This is a genomic window from Sphingobium sp. MP9-4, assembly GCF_005281675.1.
GTDB classification, from domain to species: Bacteria; Pseudomonadota; Alphaproteobacteria; order Sphingomonadales; family Sphingomonadaceae; genus Sphingobium; species Sphingobium yanoikuyae.
Window position 1 is genome coordinate 81900 of the sequence record NZ_LUFI01000024.1, and the last position, 15324, is coordinate 97223.

The following is a 15324-nucleotide window of genomic DNA, read 5'->3' on the forward strand; positions in this document are numbered from 1 at the left end:
CAGGGGGCAGCTGATTACCGACGTCACGGATGGCTATGGCATCCGGGAACCTCCTCGCGGGGTTGACGGCATGAGGTAATCACGCTGCTCCAAGGCCAGGATGAGGGAGAATGGGGCTGGGCAGACAGATGGCGTCAGGTCTGCCTTCACCATGCTCCGAGCCAAGATCCACAGCCTGTGGCACTCTCACAGCAGTCCTGAGAACCCGCGAGTGGACCTGGTTCGACTGTTGGGACAGGAGGGCGGCATGCTGGCACCAATGCAGGGATGATGCGTTTCTGGGCTATCTGATGTTGAGAGATGAGGATATGCCTGCAACCTCCAAGGCGCAGCAAAAGGCGGCCGGTGCCGCTCTTGCCGCCAAGCGCGGCGATCAACCCAAATCGAAGTTGCGCGGCGCTTCAAAGCAAATGGAAGAGTCGATGACCGAGAAGCAGCTCGAGGAATTTGCGAGCATAGCTCGCAAGAAGCTGCCCGCCAAGAAAGGCTGACATTGGCCGGTAACGACAACCAGGCGCTGATCATTGCCTGCCCGATGTGCGCGGTGCTCAATCGCGTGCCATCGTCAAAATTGGGTGTCGGCGGGAAATGCGGCAAATGCGGTGGCGATCTCTTCGCGGCGGCGCCGGTCGCACTAAGCACCAGTAATTTCGATGCGCACGCCTTGCGATCCGATATCCCGTTGCTGGTGGATTTCTGGGCAGACTGGTGCGGACCTTGCCGGCAGATGGCGCCAGCCTTTGCTGCGGCCGCTCCGCAACTGGAGCCCTGGTTGCGGCTCGGCAAACTCGATACGCAGGCCGACCAGGCAATTGCGGCGCGCTATGCTATCCGGACGATCCCGACAATGCTGATTTTGAAAAAGGGCAAGGAGATTGCCCGAGAATCAGGCGCAATGCCGGTACAGGCAATTGTCCAATGGGCACGGCAAGCTTTGCGTCCGGGCTGACGGCGCGATCCACTTGTGCCTCGGTTATCATAAAGACCGTGCGGGCGAAGATATTGATGGCGGGTAAAGTCGACAAAACTGCGGCTCGGTCAGAGCCTGGACGCAAAGCCGGCAGCGCCCGATTTCTTCCGTGTAGATGTCTGCTACCGAGGGCCTGTCCTGCGCCCCGTCAATAGGCCCCCGCCAGACATGCTGGCAGGGGCCATGAGGCCCAGGCCATGGAGAGATGTCGCTACGGCGTCTCTTCATTGTCCGAAAAGATAGGCACGGCGTGCGAAGGCGGCATCACGTCAGTCCTTGTCGAGCGCCTTGGCACTCGAGAGATGCTTTTCGACCACAGGCGCTATTTCCCCAGCTGCCTGCTTGAGCGAGGCGATCGTGCCGTCCGCAGCATATTTGCGCATCAGCTCAAGAGCGTCTTCATGGGCATCGACTTGGCCATCAATATATTCCTTGTCGAACTCAGTGCCCTTGAGTGCCTTCAACTCCGCGAGATCCTCCGACTGATCTTTGGTCAGCGTGGCATTGGGCGTTATCGCGGGACTGGCCGTCTTGGCTGCGGCCTTGATCTTGGCGGTCGAATCCGAGTGGGCGGCGACCATCATCCTGGCAAATTCCTTCACCTCAGGAGATTGGGCATTTGTTGCCGCCAGCTTTGCGGCTTCGATCTCGAAGGCGTCGCTCTTGGCGGCCGCGTCCGCAAATTCCTGGCCCGTCGGCGTCGTCATGAGAGCCTGCTGGGCATTGTCGATTGCGTTGCCGGTGGAATTGACGGCCCCTGAAACGGCGGCGCCGGTATCGTTCAATGCGTTGTCGGCCTTTTCTTCCACTTTCGGGCTGCAAGCACCAAGCGCGAGGGCCGCTATCGGTGCGACGCTCATCCACAGATGATTTTTCATGACATCCTCCTCTTTGGATGTCGCTCGAACGTCCGATAGCCGACCGCCGTTCCGCTGACGGGGGCGATTCAAAGCATGTTTTGAAAATCCCGGAAAATCGATCTGCTCACTGCGAGGCGCAGCAGAGATCATGCCATGTTCAATGGCGCGACAAAATAAAAGCCCGCCCGGTTTGCGCCGGGCGGGCAGTAGCAGGCTAAAAGCCTCGGGTCGCTCATGAGCAGATACAAGCTTGCAAGCGAGTCGCCTTGTAAGAATCCGACAAGTCTTGGATACTTTCCGTTAGGGAATGCTTGTCTTTCATGCGTCAGCCCGCCTTGCCGGAAAACGGCGCTCCCAGCGATGCGCCAGGAACTTGCCGGTCCCAAGATCAATTGATGCGCTCAATAGTGGCAAGGCTGAGGCTTCCCAACCATGAAGATTTTCACCATCGGCTATGAGGGGGTGACCCAGGAGCAACTGATCGACGCGCTGAGAGCGGCTGGCGTTGAAGTCCTGGCAGATGTACGGGCCCTACCCCTGTCGCGCCGCCCGGGATTTTCGAAGAATATCCTAGCGGCCGGTCTGCGAGAGGCTGGCATCGACTATGTTGGTTTCAAGGCACTTGGGACCCCTGCGGCAGGTCGCGAAGCGGCGCGCAAGAGGCAGCACGCGCGGCTGGCGGAAATCTATTCAGGTCAGCTCGAACTGCCCGAGGCAATTGTCCAGGCAGCGCAACTGGTCGAACTGGCAAAGGGGCGTCCAACCGCCTTGCTTTGCTTCGAGCGCGATCCGGCAGGCTGCCATCGGACCTTGCTGCTCGATGCCGTCCTACCACAGGCTGATCGTGTCGACCTCTATCCGGGCTGATGGCCGGATCTGCTGTGAGAACCCCGCCGGCGCGATGTGGCGTAAGCTACGGCGGCCCGGTGCGGCGCCGAATTTTCGAGATTATCCTATTCGATTTCGGGAACCCCAGCGGACGGGCGACCTTATAGCGGCATGCGCACCGCATCATCCCTGTCCCTGACATTTGATTGCTGGAGCCTTGGGCTTGAGGCTTGGTCCGTCATTGGCATGCGGCTTCCCCGCCTGATGTCCGGAAACGCTTTAGCCATGGCCGAAGCGCAGTTGATGGTCAGAGAGAAGATGGAGGCAGCAGCGCTGCTCCAGTGGAAGTTCATGACCGGTAGCCTTGGCGCCTCGGCCCCTGCGATAATGAGCGCATCAGTTACCCATTATCGCAAGGCGGTTCGCAAGAATCGGCGGCGATTGGCGCGGCCGGCCAGAAAATGAGAGTGCGGCGGTATTTTTTGCAATCAGTATGAAGTGCGCTCGACCACCGCTGGCATGTTTGGCAAAACGCTCCCTCCCCCAGCGAAAGAGGATGCCATGACTGGAAATGAACTGATCGAAGCCGTTGCTGTCCAGCAGGGCGTCACCAAATCGGACGTGAAGAAGATTATCGACGCAGCCTTGGCCATTATTGCGGACGAAGCAGCCAAGGGCGAAGATGTCTCGATTGCAGGCTTCGGCAAGTTCAAGGTGAAGCAGAGCGCGGCCCGAGAGGGCAAGAATCCCCGGACGGGCGAACCGATGACGATCCCGGCATCGCGCAAGGTCGGTTTCCAACCGGCCAAGGCGCTCAAGGACAAGGTCAATAGCTGATAGCAGGCGCCCCGGCATTATGAAGCGGCGCGACAGTTTTCGTCCGTAATCAACGACCGCGGTGCGCCCTGTATCGGCACGTACTGATAGGACTTCCGGCGAAAGGCTGGCAATGCTGGTTCCAGCGCGCGCTGGATGATGTTGGACCTCGCAACGGGCGGGGCAAGGACAGTTCCGGCTGGAGCGGGATAAGGTCTTGCCCCGCCAGCCTTGAGGCGGGTCGCTTCGCTCTGAAAGGCAGGCGGGGCATCCAGCAGATTGGCGCAGTCCTTGCCGCCCCGTTGGATAGATTTGACTGTTAACAGCGAAATCTGAATGAAATCTGCAATGGCCTGAGGCCATCGAGTCAACCTCAGCCGGCCACCCACTGCAGGCAGGCTGAGGTCAACCGAGAGGGTCGAAAAACCCTGCACCGGTTGATGCAGGGCCAGTCGGGTCGCGCAAGCCGCGGAGACTTGCAGGGGGATAACTGCTTGGTCGATCATTGTTTCCACGAAATAATGACGCAATCGAAATTTATCCGCGATGTGCTTTGCCACCATAGCTGGCCCGAGTCGGGAAAGGCGAAATATGCGGGATCAGGTCGGGAACAGAATGGCTTGAGGGAAGGCCGCCGCGCGCGGCGGCCGCGATTTTTTTCTGGGCGCGTCAAGCCATGGGCAGCGTTTTTGCTGCCCATGGCCATTTGATCAGGCTGTGCTGGCCGTCGATCTTGGACGAGCGGCAGGCGACTCGACCTTGCAGGCGCCGTGACGCGCCGTGCTGATCCCGCCCAAACCACCGGCAGGGCGGGAATTAGGGGGGGCGGCAGGGTGCGAGCGGAAAGGCGCGCTCGAGCGGGCGTCGGCACCGTCAGGGCGCAATGGCAATGGAGCAGCTGCGCAGCAGGTTGCCACCGGTCGCGACGCGCCTAGCAGGGAGCGCCGGCCACTCCCGATTTTGAGAGGAAGCGGCCAGACCTACGCCGCCGCGCAGGCGCGGCGTCCGCAGCCCCCTTTCCTTGCCACCGGGATCGTGACCGCGAGGCATGAGATCATGAGGGTCTGGCTCGAGATCGGGAAAGCGAAATGAAGCTTGGCCGGCGATGGCCAAGCCGCCATCGATCGCCTGTCACATCATTGTCACAAAGCATCTTGAAACCGGCGGTCATTCGGGCAGAGTTGCGCCACGGACCAGGAGAGTCCTCCCGCTTCGGGAACAGAGGTTGCAGCCAAAGGCAGACAGAAACGCTCGCGGCGCGGCGTGAGGGACGTCGCCAACGGCCCGAGCCAGGAAAAGGGCGCCTTCATGACGTAACGGGTTGGGCCCGTCGGCATGGGCGCAGATCCCAAGTCATGAATCAGGAACAGATAGAGTCGCTCAGCAAGACCATTCTTCGTGCCCTGTCCGCAGACGCCCTTCATGAGGCGATGGACAGGATCGCCATAGCGCTAGGGTTTGACCGCTTTGCCCTCAGCGTCGACGTCGGCCTTGGCGGACATTCGGGCACATCAATGCTTGTGCACAGCTACCCGGCCAGCTGGGCGGATATCTATATCGGCTTCAACCTCGCCCAGACCGATCCGGTCCGAAGAGCCGGCGAAAGCAGTTTGTCGGGCTTTCGATGGCGCGAAATCGAACATCTCATACCGATTACGCCGATCGAGCGGGTCACCTTCGAGACCGGGCGCAAACATGGCATGGTCGACGGCTTCACCGTCCCGCGTCACCTGCCCGGTACGGTCACAGGCAGTTGCACCTTCGTCACCGCCACAGAACGCCCGCTCCCTGAGAGGATGCTCATCATCGCTGACATATTGGGCGCCATTGCCATCGCCCAGGCGAGCCGGTTGTCGGGGTGGCGGCGCCCCATCAAGAAACCGCGCCTCACCGACCGGCAACGCGACTGCGTGCTCTGGGCGGCGCGGGGCAAGACCAACTGGGAGATCGGTCGGATATTGGGCATCAGCAAGGAGACGGTGATCCAGCATCTTAAGGAAGCGCGCGACCGCTATGATACGAGCAACCGCGCCTCGCTCATCCTTTATGCCCTGTTCGACGGGCTGATCAGCTTTTCCGACATATTCCGCTGGCGCGAGCGGGTCTGATCGACCCGCACCGCCGCGCGATGCGCGCGGCGGTGCCATCCCCCTTTCTGGGTATAGGCGGGGTCGGGCTGCGATGATGTCATGCGTGCATGTTCAATCATGACAGGAACAGCACATGGCTTCCCCGATCATCCGGGACCCGCATATCGACGAGGATATGGTGCTCCGCGCCATGTTCGAAGCGCGCAAGCGGGTCTTCATCGACCTGCTCAAATGGGATCTTCCGGTGCTGGCCGACCGCTATGAGGTTGACCATTTCGACACGCCAGACGCGCAATATCTGGTGCTGACCGATACGGAATTGCATCATCGCGCCTCAACACGGCTGCTGCAGACAAACCGGCCCCATATCCTCGCGGACATCTTCCCGCATCTGTGCGCTGGTCCGGTCCCGACCGGCGACCATGTCCGGGAGATCACCCGTTTCTGCCTTGATCGCGACCTCAGGGCCGCTGAGCGGCTTGACGCGCGCAACCAGCTCGTGATCGCGCTTGTCGATCATGCCCTGGCCAATGGCATCGGCTCCTACACCGGCGTCGCCGAGCGCTCGTGGTTCGCGCAGGTCGCGACATTCGGCTGGCGATGCGAAGCGCTGGGCCAGCCGGTTCGGCATAGAGATCAGTTCCTCATCGCCCTGCACATCCATATCGATGCAAGCACGCCGTCCATGCTTGAACGGGCGGGGATCCATGCCTCGCTTCAATATCAGCTGAGCGCCTCACGCCATGGGAGGCGCGCATGATGCGCCTACAGGCTTGGGACATCAGCATGCGGGAGACGCTGCTGCGAGACGGCTACTGCGTCATCGAGGATGCGCTGCCGCCAGACGTCATCCATGCGCTCAATGCAGATCTTGAACCCAGTTTCGCCGCCACCCCGCTCTGCCAGGGACGCTTCTATGGCGAGAGGACCAGGCGCTTTGGCGGCCTGCTCAAGCGCTCGCGCGACGCGCAGGCGCTCGTCCTCAACCCGGTCATCATGGACCTGGTCGAGGCCGTGCTGAAGCCCGCCTGCGACCGGATCCAGCTCAATGTCATGCAGGCGATCGAGATACTGCCCGGCCCAGCCCAGCAATTGCCGCATCGCGATCATAGCATGTGGCAGGGTGCCAAGGGGGCGCATGAATATCTTGTCAATGTGATCTGGCCGCTCGATGCCTTCTCCCGCGAAAATGTTGCGACACTTGTCTACCCCGGCAGCCATGGCGAAGCCGGCATGGCCAGGGCTGGACAGGAGGAACCCATCGTCGCCCAATGCCCGGCGGGCAGCGCGATCTGCTTTCTTGGCTCGACGGCCCATGGTGCAGGCGCCAATATCAGCCAGAGCGCCAGGCGTGCCATCGTGGTCGGATACTGCCTTGGTTGGCTCAAGCCCTATGAGAATCATTGGCTCGCCTATCCGCCTGCAGTGGCCAGACATTTCAGTCCCGAACTTGCGGCGCTGGTCGGCTATGCCCAGCATCGCCCCAATCTGGGCAATTATGAAGGTCAGTGCCCGTCGATCCTGCTCGGTGACAATCTGCCCGACCATGTCGGTGCGATCGATGCGCTGCGGCCCGATCAGGAGGCGCTGCTGGCCGCGTATTTGGAAAGCGCTGGAGAAAAGGCATGAGCCCGGCCCATGTGCTCGAGCCCACCTATGATGCGCTGCGCCGGCGGCTGATTGCCGGTGCCTGGCCGTCGGGCTTTCGCCTCGAGGCGACCAAGCTGGCGATGGAGCTGGGCGTCAGCATCACCCCTGTGCGCGACAGTCTCAGTCGCCTTTCGGGCGAGCGGCTGGTCCAGGCCACGGCAGGGATCGGCTTCCATGTGCCCCGTCTCGATGCCGCCGATATCAGCCAGTTGCTCGACTGGCACCAGATGCTGCTCGGCATCGCGGTGCAGCGGCTCGAAACCAACCAGGCCGCGCTGACCATTCCCCATGGCCATAATGGCATCGCGGATCATAGCGCGATCCTGTTCGGTTCGATCGGCATGGCGGCCGGCAATGGCGAACTGGACCGGGCGGTCGCCAATGCGGCGGCGCGGCTTGGCCCCTATCGCCGTATGGAAACCGAATTGCTGGCCGACGCCCCAGCCGAAATCGAGCGGATCGACCAATTTGCGCACGCCGGGAGATGGCAGGCGCTCAAGGCGCTCCTGGAGCATTATCATGAACGCCGGCGCGCGATCGCGTCGCAATTGGCCCAGGCGGTTCGCGACAGCTGATTGCGCGCAATCGACGGGGCCAAGGTCAAGGCCGGCACGATCATCCTCGCGTTTCCAATCCCGGCCCCGATCATCGCTGAAAAAGCGTTTGGAATTGCAACGCAATATCGCCTGAGGGAAGATGCCCCCACCCCGAAGGCCGAGAGGTTCCAGACGCACGCATGACCGAGACGCAATTTGATCGGCTGACGCCTCGCGAGTGCCAATGCCTGCTGATGGTGCGCGATCTCAAAAGTTCGGAGGATATTGCCCGCGCCCTCAATATCAGGCCCGGCACCGTCAACACCTATATCCGCGACGCGGTCGTCAAGCTGGGCGCGCGCGACCGCCGGCATGCGGCCCTGCTCTATGCCGAGCATCTGGCCCGGATCGTGCCGCCATCTACCACTAGCGCCCCCGAGAAAATAGGGGGCGATTTGATAGGTCTAGCCGATCAGGCCGATCCTGCAGCAGCTGTGCCACACGCCCAGAACGCCATCGATCGGTCCAGGCCGGAGGATGGTCTTGAGGGCGAGAGGCGGTCCGTCACCCCGCCTCGCGGGCAGGTCAATCTCGGCCTGCTCGTGCGGGAAATTCTCGATGGAACGAGACCGGACGGGATGACGCTGGTTACGCGGTCGCTTCTCACTCTGGCGGTCGCGATCGCGATCGGCTTCTGCTTCTTCGCGATCAGCGCTGGCCGAGGCATGCTATTCAGCATTGCCGATTTTCTCCGCCGCCTCTCCCACTGAGCCTTCCCCACACCGCCATCACAGCAGGTGCGCCACGATACTGGCGCGAGGAGAATGCGCATGTCCAAGCCGACCGACCATCCGCTCCATAGCGGCATCATGACCGTCGCTGCGGCAATCCAGCTGGCCGAGAAGTCTGCCGACAGCGGCATCGTCTCGACGGCCGAGCTCATCATCGCAACGATCAGGGTCCAGGAAGATCAGGGTCTTCCGCCCGGTATTGCCGAACCGGCGCTCGCCAAGCTGCGGCGCGCGATCGATGCCCATATGGAAAGCCGAACAGCGATCGTGGAAGCCCATGCCGAATATGGCCGGATCGCCAAGCGCTTCGGGGCCACGCCAGAAAGCTTCGGTCCGACCTGGCCCTGCCAGCAGGCCAAAGCGCCCTCTGCGCCTGTCGCCACGCTTGCAGCCGCCGCCTGAGCCCGATTTGCAAATGAGGGAAGGCCAGCCTTAATGTGGACAAGCGACCATGATCCTGCTGGCCTTCCTCATCCTTTCGGCAATCTGCTGCAGCTATGCCCTGGTGCGGGGCGGCAGCCCCGAGCGGCTGACCGCAGGAGTTTTTCTTGCAGGCACCTTCGCCTCGATCATGATTTCCATCCATGCGCCTCCCCCGCCAGAGGGCTTCCAATCGGCGATCTTCCTGGTCGATCTCGCCATGCTGATCGCGCTGGGGGCGATCATGCTGTTCGCGCGCCGCTACTGGCCGATGGCGATCACGGCCTGTCAGCTGCTGGCGGTGATGGGCCATGTCATCCGGTTGCTCGATCCGCAGATCGTTCCTGTCCTCTACTGGATCAGCACCGCCTTCTGGGCCGTGCCGCAGATGCTTTTCCTGGCGGCTGCCACCGCGCGGCATCGCAGTCGGCTCCGCCGCCATGGCGTCGACCCGGCCTGGTCGCGCCGGCCTGCCGCCGACCACGCCGGGTAAAAGGCACAAGCCCAGCGCAGCGGCATGTCGGGCCAAGAGCCGGACTTATCCACAGGTCAGACCTGCGTCATGCCGGAAACAAGGCGAGATGACCGATCAACCGCGCAAGGCGCTCCGACCTGGCAACATGGCGGCGCCAGGAAAGCCTGCCAGGATGCTAGCCGGCACCAAACGGCGGCGCGTGCCCCGAGCCCCTACTCCTTTGGAGGACGAGATGGGTGCAAGATTCATCCGATCGATCGGCGAGATGCGCCGTCGCCGCGCTGATCATGCCGCGCTTGTCCAATCGGCTGAACCGGCATGGGATATCATGCTCGACATCTATGCCTGCGCCCTTGAACGGATCGACCTCTCTGTCACGGCGGTAGGAATTGCCGCAGGGATTGCGCCGGCAACCGCGCAGAGATGGATCAAGAAGCTGGCAGCGCTCGGCGTCATTGAAAGGCTTGCCGATCCCCGTGATCGCCGCCGCAAGCTGGTGAGACTATCCCCGGCAGCGCTGGCGGCCATGCACCATTGGCAAACTGAAGCGCGCGCGATCTTGGAACAGATCGTACGTCGTGAAGAGCCATCGTGACGAACGGCCGGCCCCTCATTGCAGCCGCCCTGCGGACTAAGCTAGGATAGGATGATGCGGACCGATCTGGATCATTTGCCCGGCGACAAACAGCGCGAGCTCGAACGGGTCGTGCGGATCATCTTCGAGGAATTCGAGGATGCGCTGGCGCTCGCCAACCATGGCTGGAAGAAGCGCGGCCGGATCGAGAAGATCATTCTCTATGGCAGCTATGCCAGGGGCGGATGGGTCGACGAACCGCACACCGCCAAGGGCTATCAGTCCGACTATGACATTCTCATCATCGTCAATGACAAGCGGCTGACCGAGCGGGTCGACTATTGGCTCAAGCTCGAGGACCGCTTCAATCGCGAACTGGCGATCACCCACGCGATCCGTACCCCGGTCAATTTCATTGTCCATACGCTGCAGGAGGTGAATGACGGTCTGGCCCATGGCCGCTATTTCTTCATGGACGTGCGCGAAGACGGCATCGCGCTCTATCAGGTCGAAGACAGCGAGCTCCATGTTCCCAAGCCAAAGACGCCCGACCAGGCGCTTGCCATGGCACAGGAATATTTCGAGGAGTGGTTTCCTACGGCAAACCATTTCCACGCGTCCGCTTTGCATTCCGCGTCGCAAGGTTGGCTAAAAAAAGCGGCATTTGACATGCATCAGGCCACTGAACGGCTCTATCACTGCGTGCTGCTCGTCACGACCTTCTACACGCCCCATGTCCATAATATCGGATTCCTGCGCACACAGGCGGAGCGGCTGGATCGCCGGCTGGTCGATGTCTGGCCGCGCGAGCGGCGCATCGATCAGGCACGCTGGGAAAAGCTCAAAGAGGCTTATGTGAAGGCCCGCTATTCCAAGCATTACAAGATCAGCGAAGCGGAACTCAGCTGGCTTGGCAGACAGGTCGAGGATCTGGGCTGTGTGGTGCATGAAGTCTGCGCCGAACGGATAGCCGAGTTGAAGCGGACTGCCGGCGTTCTCGCCCGAACATCCAGGACCTGATCATTCGGGCAGTTCGCCCTGCTTGCGGATGGCGTCGGCAATGATCATGGCGAGCGACTCCTCCGCACGGACACGGGCGCCTAAATCCTTCGATGTCAGATCCTGCCGGATCCAGATCGGGGCGCGTTTGATCACGGCGAGAATGGCGGCCTGTACGAATTCACTCATATGCGCGCCTATGCCGGGCCTTGGCTATCGAGGCAACGCATCGGTCTCACACATCCGTGGGGCGCGGCGATGCGGGTGCAAAAAACATGATCCACTCTAGTGAGTGGGCCGCCGCCGGACACGGATACCGCGCTTCTTGCCTTTGCTATCCCCGATGTCTCGACGTCATGTCCCTGCAGCGGAAAGAAGATTGCACTCAATATGCGCCGATTGGCTGTCCTTTGCGCTAGCCAATTGGCGACTGAGAGAAAGCGCAGGCCGATAGGTACTGGCTCTCAAACCCTCAGCTGCACATCATCGACGGTTTGGCCAACTGGCTTCGACCGCGGATCTCAAGAGCTTCGCTCCCTGCACATTAGTTGCCCCGGTAAGTCGAGTATCCATAAGGGCTGACTACCACCGGGACATGATAATGGCCCTCTTTGTCGGCAACGCGGAAGGTCAGGACAATTTCAGGAAAGAAGGGATTTGCAGACGCATCGGGATATTTCGACATATCGAATTCAAGGCGGTAGACGCCCGTGTCGAACAGGCCGCCATCGTCGAAGCTACGAACACGACCATTGGCATCCGTCGTTGATTTGGCCACTTGCTGCCAGACGCCATCCGCCGAGCGCTTGGACAGTGCAACAGGCACGCCCTTGCCGCCGGTGCCACGTGCAAGGTCGAGCACATGCGTGGAAATTTCAGCGGCGGTGGCCGGGAAGACGCTGCACCCATAGATTGAGGCGAATACGGCCAAGGTAGCTAGTTTCATGGTGACCTCCCCGAAAAGCGATGCTCTTTTCCAAAATACGTCCATTTGGCTCACGTCCTCCCGCCCGATGCTCAAAGCGGGCTGAGTGCGTCCAGTTCCCGCTATGAGAAATGTCGAAACGCGCCATCATTGGCGGGTGATGCGTACCAGATTCCAGTCATATCCCAACCGTTTGACGCGCTCGGCAAGCTCGGTTTTCATCTGGTCCGAAGGATGTTGGTCACGGGTCAGTACCCACAGATAGCGGCCGCTGGGTTCTCCGACGATAGACCAGCTATAGTCATCGCCATGATCCAGCACCCAATAGTTGCCATAGAATGGGCCGAAGAATGATACCTTGAGCTTGGCGTTGCCGCTACCCTCGACCAGCTTGGCCTTGCCGACCGATTCCTTCCATTTCGATCCCCGGCGTCCACGGTTGACGACCCGGACGGTGCCGTCCGGATTCATCACATAGTTGGCTGTGACGCCGTCCATGTCCTTCTGAAAAGGTGCCTCATATCTGAATTGCTCGAACCAGAGCCCCATATACTGTGCGAGGTCGACGGCTTTGGCGGGGGCGGGTACATTAACGTTACCAACTGGTCCGGGCCGCTGGATGAGCGCGCATGCGCCTAGTAGAGTCGTGGCAGCCAGCAGGCTGCCGATAATCAATTTTCTATGCATCTTGCTTTCACGATATGTTGGAATTTGCCTGCTATACGCACCGAATGTTGGATGTTTCCGTGAAGGAGGGAGACGCGCCGCTCGTACCACTTTAGTCTGGCAGCCGGACTCCGTTCCACGCGAACAGCCCGCCACTGTCTTGCGGTGTAAGCCCATCGAGCACATCGAGCAGCCGCTCCGCAGCATATTCCGGCGTGAAGATTTTTCCGGTCGAAATGCGGGCGGTGAAGGGAGCGGAAAGGGCGCTCCTTACGGTGCCGGGATGGAGGGCAGCGGCGATGGCCTGGGGATGTGTCCGCCCCATCTCGATCGCGAAATTTCGGATCATCATGTTCAGTGCTGCCTTGCTTGCCCGATAGGCATGCCAACCGCCAAGCCGGTTATCGCCGATCGACCCGACCTTTGCTGAGAGCACAGCGAAGATGGCGCGTCGATCTTTCGCAAGCCGTGGCAGGACATGTTTGGCGATGAGAGCGGGGCCGATAGCATTTATCAAATAGCTTCGTGCGAGTGCTTTGGCGTCCAGGGCACGCATCGTCTTTTCCGGAGCGATTGCCGCCACCTGATCGTGCAACATGCCGGTGCAGACAAATATCAGGTCGAGCGAGCTTGGCAGAGTTGCTGCTGCCGCGGCAATCGACGCCTCATTCTCCAGGTCGAAGCTGAAGGGCACGCAGTCCGGGGCCGGGACAGATCGACCTTTTCGCGAGCCGGTGTGGACCGAACTGAACCGTCCACCTTGCGCGAGACGGAGCGCAATGGCCTGGCCGATCGCGCCACTCGCGCCGAATATCGCCGCCGTTGCGGGTCGGGCCAGATATTTGCCTGTCTCATTTTGCAAAGCAGTCATCGTGCGACGGCTCCATTGACGCTAGCGTCGATCGGTTGCGACAGCATTGTGTCAGCAAGCAGGACGCCCGAAAGCCATGCGCCCTCGACCGTCGGTGAATGACACCAGTCTCCGCAGGCACCCAAGCCTATGCCAGGATTCCAGATGATCCTGCTCGACTGCGCATAGGGCTGCGAGAACCGCCAGCGATGGGCCTTCAAAAATGTGGGGGCAGGGAGCCTGATCTGGAAAAGTCGCGCAAAGGCGTCGAGAAGATACGCGGCAGCCTCAGGCGGCGACCATTCCAGATGATCCTGGGACCAGTGGCTGTTGGCGTGCAATATCCAACATTCACCATCACCCCTTTCAGGTTTGGGCCTGTTGCATGCAACCATCGAGAAAATATCGACGTTGGTAGCGAACGGCGTTGGTACATCCAGTTGATGCGGAAATTCGACCATAACCGCCCAGCAAGGTGAGGACCTGACAGACGCGGCCTCGCGCGCAGCTTCGAGATCGTGAAGAGACAGCAGTGGTGCCGCCTGCTCAGCCGGAACGGCGATCACCACCGTGTCGAATGGACCTACGCAATCTCCCTCTGCCTGGATCATCCAACTTGAATCTTCCCTGACAAGAGATTGAACCCGGAACTCAAAATGGACGTCAAAACGCCGGCTTTGCTCGCGAACCAAGGTGGCCATTGCGGGCACCCCTACCATCGCATTCCCTGGGCCGTCGCTCCAACGCGCAACCCAGCCAGCCTTTCGCCAACGCCCGACTTCAGTTCGGAATCTGGGATCCCTTGCCGTGAACCAAGGCGCTCCCAAATCCCATGATGATGATCCAATTGCGACCGTTGTGAGCCTGCCACCGGGACGATGCCCCTTGTCGACGAGCATGATTTCACCGCAATGACGCAGCCGTCCTGCGCAGGCCAATCCTGCAATGCCAGCCCCGATGATGCCAATGCGAGGCATTTTATTGAGACTGCATGAGTGTCATGATCTCCCTACGGCTTGTGGGATCATCGCGGAAGCAGCCGAGCATCTTGCTGGTCATCATCGTTACGCCATGGGTACGTACACCGCGGCCGGTCATGCAACCATGACTTGCCTTGATGATGACAGCGACCCCATGGGGCTTGAGATTGTTCCAGATACAGTCCGCAATTTGAGCGGTAAGGCGCTCCTGGACCTGGAGGCGCCGGGCATATCCGTTCAGAACACGGGCCAACTTGGATATGCCCACGACCCTGTCCTTGGGAAGGTAGGCTATCGAGGCGGTTCCCGTGATTGGCGCAAGATGATGCTCACAGTGGGACTGGAAAGGGATGTCACGCAAGAGGACTATTTCATCATATCCTCCTACCTCATCGAACGTGCGAGAAAGATAGGTGGCTGGATCGATCTCATATCCGTTGCAATATTCTTTCCATGCACGCGTCACGCGCGCAGGCGTATCTCGAAGGCCTTCACGATCAGGATCGTCGCCCGTCCATCGCAGAAGCGTTCGGATAGCATGGTGAACTTCTTGGGGAGCTGAGAGAGGCTCTGGACCGCTTTTCGAGCTATCCTCATCGATAGGGACGAACCCGGCAGTAACGAAATTCATGACAGCTCTCGAATATCTGGCCGCCTGCCCCTTGCAAGCGATGCGAAGAGGGCATGCTAGTCAACTGAACAGGGCTCTGCGATATGACCAAATGGGAAGGAGTTGCAGTGACCAGAATATCGGATCCCAATTCTCTGATTTGCAACAGCCAGGTAGCGGCCTGAGTAGCCCCTAGATTTCTGGACGCCTTCTATCCTAATTTTGAGGACAGGAGACGACGATGGGGAAGCCCAATTTCAGCGATGAGTTCAAGCGTGATGCGG

22 protein-coding genes are annotated in these 15324 nt (G+C 60.5%); 14 read left to right on the plus strand and 8 right to left on the minus strand.

Annotated elements, in window-relative coordinates; translation table 11 throughout:
- Positions 1 to 308 precede the first annotated feature (308 nt).
- Entirely contained in the window at positions 309 to 491 is a 183-nt protein-coding gene (locus A0U87_RS06680) for a DUF3008 family protein (protein WP_004209625.1), read from the plus strand.
- 2 nt (positions 492 to 493) lie between these two features.
- Positions 494 to 949 carry a thioredoxin TrxC gene (gene trxC / locus A0U87_RS06685; RefSeq protein WP_080604481.1) on the plus strand — a complete coding sequence of 152 codons (456 nt, stop codon included), beginning with the start codon at positions 494 to 496 and terminating at the stop codon, positions 947 to 949.
- Between the two features lie 290 nt (positions 950 to 1239).
- On the opposite strand, the gene A0U87_RS06690 is transcribed toward trxC, so the two are convergent.
- Entirely contained in the window at positions 1240 to 1848 is a 609-nt protein-coding gene (locus tag A0U87_RS06690; protein WP_004209626.1) for a DUF4142 domain-containing protein, read from the minus strand.
- Positions 1849 to 2262: 414 nt separating this feature from the next.
- Between A0U87_RS06690 and A0U87_RS06695 the strand changes: the two genes are divergently transcribed.
- From A0U87_RS06695 to A0U87_RS06705, 3 genes are all read left to right on the plus strand, one after another.
- Positions 2263 to 2697 (plus strand): DUF488 domain-containing protein, encoded by a 435-nt coding sequence (locus tag A0U87_RS06695; protein WP_004209627.1) that lies wholly within the window; start codon positions 2263 to 2265, stop codon positions 2695 to 2697.
- A 246-nt stretch (positions 2698 to 2943) separates the two neighbouring features.
- Positions 2944 to 3123 carry a hypothetical protein gene (locus A0U87_RS26665; RefSeq protein ID WP_234415668.1) on the plus strand — a complete coding sequence of 60 codons (180 nt, stop codon included), beginning with the start codon at positions 2944 to 2946 and terminating at the stop codon, positions 3121 to 3123.
- Between the two features lie 54 nt (positions 3124 to 3177).
- Positions 3178 to 3495, plus strand: coding sequence for an HU family DNA-binding protein (locus tag A0U87_RS06705; RefSeq protein ID WP_159078650.1), 318 nt, complete (start codon positions 3178 to 3180; stop codon positions 3493 to 3495).
- Positions 3496 to 3512: 17 nt separating this feature from the next.
- Here the strand turns inward: A0U87_RS06705 and A0U87_RS06710 are convergent, their stop codons facing one another.
- Positions 3513 to 4037, minus strand: a complete 525-nt coding sequence (locus tag A0U87_RS06710) for a hypothetical protein (RefSeq protein WP_037490795.1) — start codon at positions 4035 to 4037, stop codon at positions 3513 to 3515.
- Between the two features lie 792 nt (positions 4038 to 4829).
- Between A0U87_RS06710 and A0U87_RS06715 the strand changes: the two genes are divergently transcribed.
- From A0U87_RS06715 to A0U87_RS06755, 9 genes are all read left to right on the plus strand, one after another.
- The gene (locus A0U87_RS06715) at positions 4830 to 5582 is read left to right on the plus strand and encodes a LuxR family transcriptional regulator (protein ID WP_048939282.1); all 753 of its coding nucleotides are present in this window, start codon (positions 4830 to 4832) and stop codon (positions 5580 to 5582) included.
- A gap of 115 nt (positions 5583 to 5697) precedes the next feature.
- Positions 5698 to 6324, plus strand: coding sequence for an acyl-homoserine-lactone synthase (locus A0U87_RS06720; protein ID WP_048939283.1), 627 nt, complete (start codon positions 5698 to 5700; stop codon positions 6322 to 6324).
- Complete coding sequence (locus A0U87_RS06725; RefSeq protein ID WP_004209632.1) at positions 6321 to 7193, plus strand: phytanoyl-CoA dioxygenase family protein; 873 nt, start codon at positions 6321 to 6323, stop codon at positions 7191 to 7193. The genes A0U87_RS06720 and A0U87_RS06725 overlap by 4 nt, the downstream gene beginning before the upstream one ends.
- Positions 7190 to 7789, plus strand: a complete 600-nt coding sequence (locus tag A0U87_RS06730; RefSeq protein WP_004209633.1) for a GntR family transcriptional regulator — start codon at positions 7190 to 7192, stop codon at positions 7787 to 7789. The genes A0U87_RS06725 and A0U87_RS06730 overlap by 4 nt, the downstream gene beginning before the upstream one ends.
- Positions 7790 to 7950: 161 nt before the next feature.
- The gene (locus tag A0U87_RS06735) at positions 7951 to 8520 is read left to right on the plus strand and encodes a helix-turn-helix transcriptional regulator (RefSeq protein WP_137405300.1); all 570 of its coding nucleotides are present in this window, start codon (positions 7951 to 7953) and stop codon (positions 8518 to 8520) included.
- A gap of 60 nt (positions 8521 to 8580) precedes the next feature.
- The gene (locus A0U87_RS06740) at positions 8581 to 8943 is read left to right on the plus strand and encodes a hypothetical protein (RefSeq protein WP_004209635.1); all 363 of its coding nucleotides are present in this window, start codon (positions 8581 to 8583) and stop codon (positions 8941 to 8943) included.
- A 49-nt stretch (positions 8944 to 8992) separates the two neighbouring features.
- Positions 8993 to 9454 carry a hypothetical protein gene (locus A0U87_RS06745; protein WP_004209636.1) on the plus strand — a complete coding sequence of 154 codons (462 nt, stop codon included), beginning with the start codon at positions 8993 to 8995 and terminating at the stop codon, positions 9452 to 9454.
- Between the two features lie 88 nt (positions 9455 to 9542).
- A complete protein-coding gene (locus tag A0U87_RS06750; RefSeq protein WP_037490798.1) occupies positions 9543 to 10031 on the plus strand; it encodes a MarR family transcriptional regulator in 489 nt (162 codons plus the stop codon).
- A 54-nt stretch (positions 10032 to 10085) separates the two neighbouring features.
- Positions 10086 to 11030, plus strand: a complete 945-nt coding sequence (locus tag A0U87_RS06755) for a nucleotidyltransferase and HEPN domain-containing protein (RefSeq protein WP_004209639.1) — start codon at positions 10086 to 10088, stop codon at positions 11028 to 11030.
- On the opposite strand, the gene A0U87_RS26140 is transcribed toward A0U87_RS06755, so the two are convergent.
- The 6 genes from A0U87_RS26140 to folE form a co-directional block, all read right to left on the minus strand.
- Positions 11031 to 11198: a DUF6771 family protein gene (locus A0U87_RS26140; protein ID WP_004209640.1), complete on the minus strand. Its 168-nt coding sequence runs from the start codon at positions 11196 to 11198 to the stop codon at positions 11031 to 11033.
- 355 nt (positions 11199 to 11553) lie between these two features.
- On the minus strand, positions 11554 to 11955 hold the full coding sequence (gene uraH / locus A0U87_RS06760; protein WP_004209641.1) for a hydroxyisourate hydrolase: 402 nt from the start codon (positions 11953 to 11955) through the stop codon (positions 11554 to 11556).
- A 126-nt stretch (positions 11956 to 12081) separates the two neighbouring features.
- The gene (locus A0U87_RS06765; protein ID WP_080993714.1) at positions 12082 to 12621 is read right to left on the minus strand and encodes a lipocalin family protein; all 540 of its coding nucleotides are present in this window, start codon (positions 12619 to 12621) and stop codon (positions 12082 to 12084) included.
- 91 nt (positions 12622 to 12712) lie between these two features.
- Positions 12713 to 13471 (minus strand): SDR family NAD(P)-dependent oxidoreductase, encoded by a 759-nt coding sequence (locus A0U87_RS06770; protein WP_004209644.1) that lies wholly within the window; start codon positions 13469 to 13471, stop codon positions 12713 to 12715.
- Entirely contained in the window at positions 13468 to 14151 is a 684-nt protein-coding gene (locus A0U87_RS06775; RefSeq protein WP_240700512.1) for an FAD-dependent oxidoreductase, read from the minus strand. The genes A0U87_RS06770 and A0U87_RS06775 overlap by 4 nt, the downstream gene beginning before the upstream one ends.
- A 277-nt stretch (positions 14152 to 14428) precedes the next feature.
- Complete coding sequence (folE, locus tag A0U87_RS06780; protein WP_004209646.1) at positions 14429 to 15061, minus strand: GTP cyclohydrolase I FolE; 633 nt, start codon at positions 15059 to 15061, stop codon at positions 14429 to 14431.
- Positions 15062 to 15324 lie beyond the last annotated feature (263 nt).

What these genes read in the sequence shown, in the direction of transcription:
- A0U87_RS06680 (WP_004209625.1), top strand. Translation starts at nt 309, where the DNA reads ATGCCTGCAACCTCCAAGGCGCAGCAAAAGGCGGCCGGTGCCGCTCTT.
- A0U87_RS06690 (WP_004209626.1), bottom strand. Translation starts at nt 1,848, where the DNA reads ATGAAAAATCATCTGTGGATGAGCGTCGCACCGATAGCGGCCCTCGCG.
- A0U87_RS06695 (WP_004209627.1), top strand. Translation starts at nt 2,263, where the DNA reads ATGAAGATTTTCACCATCGGCTATGAGGGGGTGACCCAGGAGCAACTG.
- A0U87_RS26665 (WP_234415668.1), top strand. Translation starts at nt 2,944, where the DNA reads ATGGCCGAAGCGCAGTTGATGGTCAGAGAGAAGATGGAGGCAGCAGCG.
- A0U87_RS06705 (WP_159078650.1), top strand. Translation starts at nt 3,178, where the DNA reads ATGTTTGGCAAAACGCTCCCTCCCCCAGCGAAAGAGGATGCCATGACT.
- A0U87_RS06710 (WP_037490795.1), bottom strand. Translation starts at nt 4,037, where the DNA reads ATGGTGGCAAAGCACATCGCGGATAAATTTCGATTGCGTCATTATTTC.
- A0U87_RS06715 (WP_048939282.1), top strand. Translation starts at nt 4,830, where the DNA reads ATGAATCAGGAACAGATAGAGTCGCTCAGCAAGACCATTCTTCGTGCC.
- A0U87_RS06720 (WP_048939283.1), top strand. Translation starts at nt 5,698, where the DNA reads ATGGCTTCCCCGATCATCCGGGACCCGCATATCGACGAGGATATGGTG.
- A0U87_RS06725 (WP_004209632.1), top strand. Translation starts at nt 6,321, where the DNA reads ATGATGCGCCTACAGGCTTGGGACATCAGCATGCGGGAGACGCTGCTG.
- A0U87_RS06730 (WP_004209633.1), top strand. Translation starts at nt 7,190, where the DNA reads ATGAGCCCGGCCCATGTGCTCGAGCCCACCTATGATGCGCTGCGCCGG.
- A0U87_RS06735 (WP_137405300.1), top strand. Translation starts at nt 7,951, where the DNA reads ATGACCGAGACGCAATTTGATCGGCTGACGCCTCGCGAGTGCCAATGC.
- A0U87_RS06740 (WP_004209635.1), top strand. Translation starts at nt 8,581, where the DNA reads ATGTCCAAGCCGACCGACCATCCGCTCCATAGCGGCATCATGACCGTC.
- A0U87_RS06745 (WP_004209636.1), top strand. Translation starts at nt 8,993, where the DNA reads ATGATCCTGCTGGCCTTCCTCATCCTTTCGGCAATCTGCTGCAGCTAT.
- A0U87_RS06750 (WP_037490798.1), top strand. Translation starts at nt 9,543, where the DNA reads ATGACCGATCAACCGCGCAAGGCGCTCCGACCTGGCAACATGGCGGCG.
- A0U87_RS06755 (WP_004209639.1), top strand. Translation starts at nt 10,086, where the DNA reads ATGCGGACCGATCTGGATCATTTGCCCGGCGACAAACAGCGCGAGCTC.
- A0U87_RS26140 (WP_004209640.1), bottom strand. Translation starts at nt 11,198, where the DNA reads ATGAGTGAATTCGTACAGGCCGCCATTCTCGCCGTGATCAAACGCGCC.
- uraH (WP_004209641.1), bottom strand. Translation starts at nt 11,955, where the DNA reads ATGAAACTAGCTACCTTGGCCGTATTCGCCTCAATCTATGGGTGCAGC.
- A0U87_RS06765 (WP_080993714.1), bottom strand. Translation starts at nt 12,621, where the DNA reads ATGCATAGAAAATTGATTATCGGCAGCCTGCTGGCTGCCACGACTCTA.
- A0U87_RS06770 (WP_004209644.1), bottom strand. Translation starts at nt 13,471, where the DNA reads ATGACTGCTTTGCAAAATGAGACAGGCAAATATCTGGCCCGACCCGCA.
- A0U87_RS06775 (WP_240700512.1), bottom strand. Translation starts at nt 14,151, where the DNA reads ATGGCCACCTTGGTTCGCGAGCAAAGCCGGCGTTTTGACGTCCATTTT.
- folE (WP_004209646.1), bottom strand. Translation starts at nt 15,061, where the DNA reads ATGAATTTCGTTACTGCCGGGTTCGTCCCTATCGATGAGGATAGCTCG.